The sequence below is a fragment of the Pseudomonas sp. P4_C4 genome, from assembly GCF_056402055.1.
Map to the genome: position 1 here is coordinate 1 of NZ_JBFUID010000118.1, position 5,465 is coordinate 5,465.

The window sequence follows — 5,465 nt, forward strand, 5'->3', positions numbered from 1 at the left end:
GCCCAGATCCGAATGAGATTGAGAGACCTGAATCCAGAGGAATGGCCAGAGCTGGATAAGGTGGCAAAAGTGCTCGGCATGTCATATTCGACGCTTCAGCGAAGGCTCCAAGCCGAGGGGGTGAGCTATCAGCGTTTGAAAGACAATCTGCGCCGCGACATGGCGATAAACCTGCTGTGCCAGCCAAATATGACAGTAACCGAAGTAGCTGCTCGCACAGGCTTCCAAGAAAGCAGTGCATTTCACCGTGCCTTCAAGAAGTGGACGGGAGTGAGCCCTGGCGCATATCGCCGCTCCAATGCTGAAGAACCGGGCGAAAGCTAAAAGCCTTTCTTCCGGAACAAAAGAACTACTTCCCCCGCTAGATTACGTACTGAGATCTGCAACTCGTTTCACCCGCCAAAATGCCGATGGAAATCTCTTCCCCAAGATCATATTGGTCGTTTCTGGCCTGCTATGGGTGTCCAAATCGGTCAAGCAGAACGATGTCGTAGGGCATAGGCCGCAGCAAACCCAACTCCTACGATGCGACGCAGGTAGCCCAAGCGTCGCATCTCAAGCAGACAACCGAGTCTTCAACCGGTGCGTCCCCCCTCGATATGCCTCCAAGACCGGGTGCCTGGCACTTCACAAACAAAAACAAGATCGAAGGAGACGCGATATGCAGCCGGTAAACGTTTATGCACTTGCGGTTGAATCGAAGTTCACTCGCTTCCATGGGCTCATTCTATTTTGGTGTGTCCTCATTCTGATAATCGATGGCTATGACCTCGCTGTAGTCGGTGCAGCCCTTCCGGCGATCATGAAGGACATGAACATTGATCCAACCAGCGCCGGCATCATGGCGGGTTCTGCGCTCTTCGGAACGATGCTCGGAGCGATATTTCTTGGAACGCTAGCTGACCGTATTGGGCGTCCCAGGATGATCGCAATCTGTGTGGCCTTGTTCAGTATTTTCACTGCTGGGGCTGGTCTCACCAGTGACCCGATTAGCTTCAGCATTTCTCGCTTCATCGCGGGCCTTGGCATCGGCGGAGTACTGCCAATTTGTACCGCTCAGATGGGTGAATTTTCTCCACTCAAATTCCGTACTCGCCTGGTGACCCTCGTTTTCGCGGGGTACTCCGTGGGCGGTATTTTGGTTGCACTCACTGGCAAGCAACTCATTGAGAGTCATGGATGGCAGTGGGTGTTTTACGTAGCGCTGCTGCCAGTGCTTCTGATTCCTATGATCCTGAAGACCATGCCTGAGTCCATAGGCTACCTGCTTAAAACCGGACGTCAGGATGAGCTACGGGCTATCGCTCGCAAGATAGACCCTGCGCTCATTATCGACGAAAACACTGTGATGACCGGAAACGCCACAGTATTGGAAAAACAGGAAGCGCCAGTTCGTAACTTGTTCCAGGATGGTCGAGGCTTTAGCACCGTAATGATTTGGGCTGCGTTCATGACCGGCCTCTTCATGGTGTACGCCCTTAACTCCTGGTTGACCAAGCTTATGGCGATGGCTGGGTTCAGTCTTGGCTCCGCGTTGAACTTTGTGATTGTTTTCAATGTGGGGGCCATCGCCGGTGCAATTGGCGGAGGATGGTTGAGCGACAAGCTAAACATCAAACACGTACTGGTCTGCTTTTATATCGTAGGAGCAATTGCTCTAACAATTTTGGGTTATACGCGCTCAACAACTTTGCTATTTCCAGTGGTGTTCACTGTCGGGGCATCGACTCTTGGTACCCAGCTGTTGGCCTATGCGTACGCTGGGGATTTCTACCCGTCATCGATTCGTTCAACCGGCGTTGGCTTCGCGTCTGGTGTAGGAAGAATTGGCGCTATCGTCGCACCTATCCTCATCGGCTGGCTGGTATCACTAAACCTTCCGCTTGAGAAAAACTTCATGGCTATCAGCCTTGCTGGTCTTATTGGCGCTGCCGCAGTCACCATGATTAACCAGTCGCGCGCAGACTCTACTCAAGTCAGAAAGGCCCCAGCCCTGTCTAGCTAATACCGTGATGCCTCCGCCTGTAACTGAATCCGTGGACTCTAACGCATGAAAACGAATCGCTTATCCCAACCGCCAGTATCGTCTGAACTGCTTAGCCAAACGGTTGATTGGGCGATAGCTTCACGACGCAGCATTCGGGCTTTTTTGCCCACTCCTGTGCCACGCGAAGAAATTGAATCGATCCTTGATATCGCTCGATTCTGCGCAACGGGAGTGAACATGCAGCCTTGGCGCGTCCATGTTGTCACTGGAGAAGCAAAGACTCAGCTTTCATGCGCCATCGCGGAAATTGACGACAATCCGTCACTCAGCAACAACCTTGAAGACGCATACGAATATTACCCACGCGAATGGACTTCGCCATACGTGGATCGGAGAAGGAAAGTAGGTTGGGAACTCTATGGATTGCTGGGAATTGCAAAGGGTGACAAGCAGCGGATGCATGCGCAACACGGTCGCAATTACCATTTTTTTGATGCACCAGTCGGCTTGATCTTTACCATTGATCGAGTGTTAAAGGAGGGGAGTCTCCTTGACTACGGAATGTTTCTGCAGGCCGTGATGGTTGCGGCGCGAGGAAGGAAGTTGCACACCTGCCCACAAGCAGCCTTTTTGAAATATCACCACGTTATTTCGGAGGTCCTTGCTATCCCCGCTGACCAGATGCTGGTTTGCGGAATGAGTCTTGGATACGCCGACGAGACCAGTATTGAGAACACCTTGGTTACTGATCGGGAGCCGGTGAGCGCGTTTTCCACTTTTCATCACAATAATAAGGAGACAACACCATGAAACCTGGTGCTTATGAGAATGGGCTTGATCACTGCAAGGCAAACTATTTGCCCCTGACTCCACTTGGTTTTCTAGATCGCGCAGCACTTGTGCACCCGGATCGGATAGCTGTAGTTCATGGTGAACTACGCAGAACCTGGAGTGAAACTCGCGAACGGTGCTATCGCCTGGCCTCAGCACTTTCCGAAAAAGGCATGGGTTCGGGAGACACCGTTTCAATTCTGTCCCCCAATACCCCTGCCATGCTCGAGGCGCATTTTGGGATACCCCTCTGCGGCGCGGTACTGAATACAGTTAACTACCGCCTGGATGCTGAAGGAGTGGCATTCATACTTCGTCATGGGGAATGCAAGCTCCTCTTGGTGGATCGAGAGTTTGCTGCACTGGCTGATGCCGCTCTTGGACTCCTTGAGCACCGCCCTATGGTCATCGACATCAATGATCACCTGGCGCCCATTTGCAAAAGCATTGGAGACATCGATTACGAAACGTTCATCGGCAGCGGTAATCCTGATTTCGAGGGCGTATGGCCCAGTGACGAGTGGCAGCCGATAGCGCTCAACTACACCTCAGGTACAACCGGCGATCCAAAGGGTGTCGTCGCCAGCCATCGCGGCACATACCTCATGAGTATGCTGCAGATGACTAACTGGCCGCTTTCTCGGGCTCCTCGTTACCTGTGGACACTACCTATGTTCCACGCTAACGGATGGTGTTTTGCGTGGGCTATCACTGCGGCGGCCGGCACGCACGTGTGCCTGAGAAAAGTTTCCGCAGAGACGGTGTTTGAGTCGATAGATAACTATGGTGTCGACCACTTCTGTGCGGCGCCTATTGTTATGGCCATGATTGCGAACGCCGCAGACCGTCCTCCGCTTAAAACTCCGGTTCGAGTGCTGACTGCTGGTTCCCCACCTCCGGCCACAGTACTCAACGCCGTAGTCTCACGAGGCTTCGACGTTGACCACGTTTATGGGATTACTGAAGTTTCCGGCACCCCGATTAGCTGCGTATGGCAAGACGGCTGGGACGATTTAACACCGAGTGAGCAAGGCGCTTTCCGTGTACGCCAAGGGGCTCGTGCGGCAGCCTTCGAAGGCTTGATGGTCGCTGACTCCGAAACTATGCAGCCAGTACCAAAAGACGGCCAAACAACGGGTGAGCTGCTGCTCAAGGGCAACACCGTGATGATGGGTTATCTGAAGAATGAAGGCGCAACCCGAAAAGCCTTTGAAGGCGGCTGGTTTCATACTGGTGATGTAGCAGTTGTGCACCCCAACGGTTATGTACAAATTACCGACCGTTGCAAGGATGTCATTATTTCAGGAGGGGAGAATATCTCGTCCGTAGAGATCGAAGAAACCATCCATTGTCATCCTGCTGTTTTACATGCCGCAGTCGTCGCTCAGCCTGATGACAAATGGGGGGAAGTTCCTTGCGCGTTTGTCGAACTAAAAAGTGGTATTGAACCTCCCACCGAGGCAGAAATAATTGTGTTCTGCCAGGCCCGTCTTGCTCGATTCAAATGCCCTCGCAGAGTGATCTTTACGGAGTTGCCAAAAACTGCGACTGGGAAAATCCAGAAGTTTTTACTTCGAGAGCAAGCAGGCAGTCGCGATGCAATTGTCCGTTTAGCTTCAAATGGCTAGAGCGTATTCAGCTCACCCCAGGGGGAACTGAGTTGTTTGGTATGGATGAAAATTTTGGTTCGCAGATATAACTCGCACGGCGCTACCAATTAGGTAGTAAAAAACATACGCACTACAAACAAATAAAAGGTGCCTGAAGTGTTGAGCAATTTGCGCATATTCAGTTGATGCATTCGCGTGAGCGAACTCTGCGTTGGGTTCGTGTGTGTTGCGTTGGCTTGGAAGATTTCCTTGTTGCTTCTGTTACTTACAAATATAAAAAAATCGGAGCGTTATAAGTGAGCGTAAAGAAAATTTCTGCAACTTTGGTGTTTGGCAGCATTGCCCTGAGTGGCCAGGCGTTTGCTGACTTCCTAAGTGATAGCAAAGCTACCTTGGGAATGAGGAACTTCTACTTCAATAACGACAACCGTGATGGCACCGCTGCCCCTTCGAAAACCGAAGAGTGGGCGCAGGGTTTCATGTTGGACTWCAAGTCGGGATATACCGATGGTASCGTTGGTTTTGGTGTTGATACCCTGGGGTTGCTGGGCATTACCCTGGACACTGGCAAGGGACGACACGTCGGSAGCTCTATGATTCCCTCGGACAGTGACAACCGCGCCGTCGACGAGTGGAGCCGGCTGGGGCTGACCGGGAAAGTCAAAATGTCGAAGACCGAACTGCGCTACGGCACCTTGACTCCGAAACTTCCGATTCTGGTCGCCAACGATGGACGGGTGCTTCCACAAACCTTCGAGGGCGGCCAGATCACCTCGAGCGAGTTCAAGGATCTGACCCTGACGGGTGGGCGAATTGAACATGCAACGGGTCGCGGTTCAACTGATCAGACGGGGCTGGCCGCTATGGGCGGTACACGTGAAAGCAACCAGTTCGACTTCGTCGGGGGGGACTGGAAAGTCACCAAGGATCTGACGGCTCAGTACTACTATGCCCATCTCGAGAACTACTATAACCAGCAGTTTTTCGGACTGATTCACACGCTTGCGTTCTCGGACAACCAATCCCTGAAAACCGAC

The 5,465-nt window shown here is 52.3% G+C and carries 5 protein-coding genes; all 5 read left to right on the plus strand.

Features of this window, described 5'->3' with window-relative positions; all coding sequences use genetic code 11:
• Positions 1 to 324, plus strand: a 324-nt coding sequence (locus AC1DXW_RS30695) for a helix-turn-helix domain-containing protein (protein WP_477760882.1), incomplete at its 5' end; no start/stop codon positions are given.
• A gap of 337 nt (positions 325 to 661) precedes the next feature.
• Complete coding sequence (locus AC1DXW_RS30700; protein WP_477760883.1) at positions 662 to 2,005, plus strand: MFS transporter; 1,344 nt, start codon at positions 662 to 664, stop codon at positions 2,003 to 2,005.
• Between the two features lie 45 nt (positions 2,006 to 2,050).
• The gene (locus AC1DXW_RS30705; protein WP_477760884.1) at positions 2,051 to 2,797 is read left to right on the plus strand and encodes a nitroreductase; all 747 of its coding nucleotides are present in this window, start codon (positions 2,051 to 2,053) and stop codon (positions 2,795 to 2,797) included.
• The gene (locus tag AC1DXW_RS30710) at positions 2,794 to 4,446 is read left to right on the plus strand and encodes an AMP-binding protein (protein WP_477756526.1); all 1,653 of its coding nucleotides are present in this window, start codon (positions 2,794 to 2,796) and stop codon (positions 4,444 to 4,446) included. Before AC1DXW_RS30705 ends, AC1DXW_RS30710 begins: the two co-directional genes overlap by 4 nt.
• A 278-nt stretch (positions 4,447 to 4,724) precedes the next feature.
• On the plus strand, positions 4,725 to 5,465 hold a 741-nt coding region (locus AC1DXW_RS30715; RefSeq protein ID WP_477760885.1), incomplete at its 3' end, for an OprD family outer membrane porin.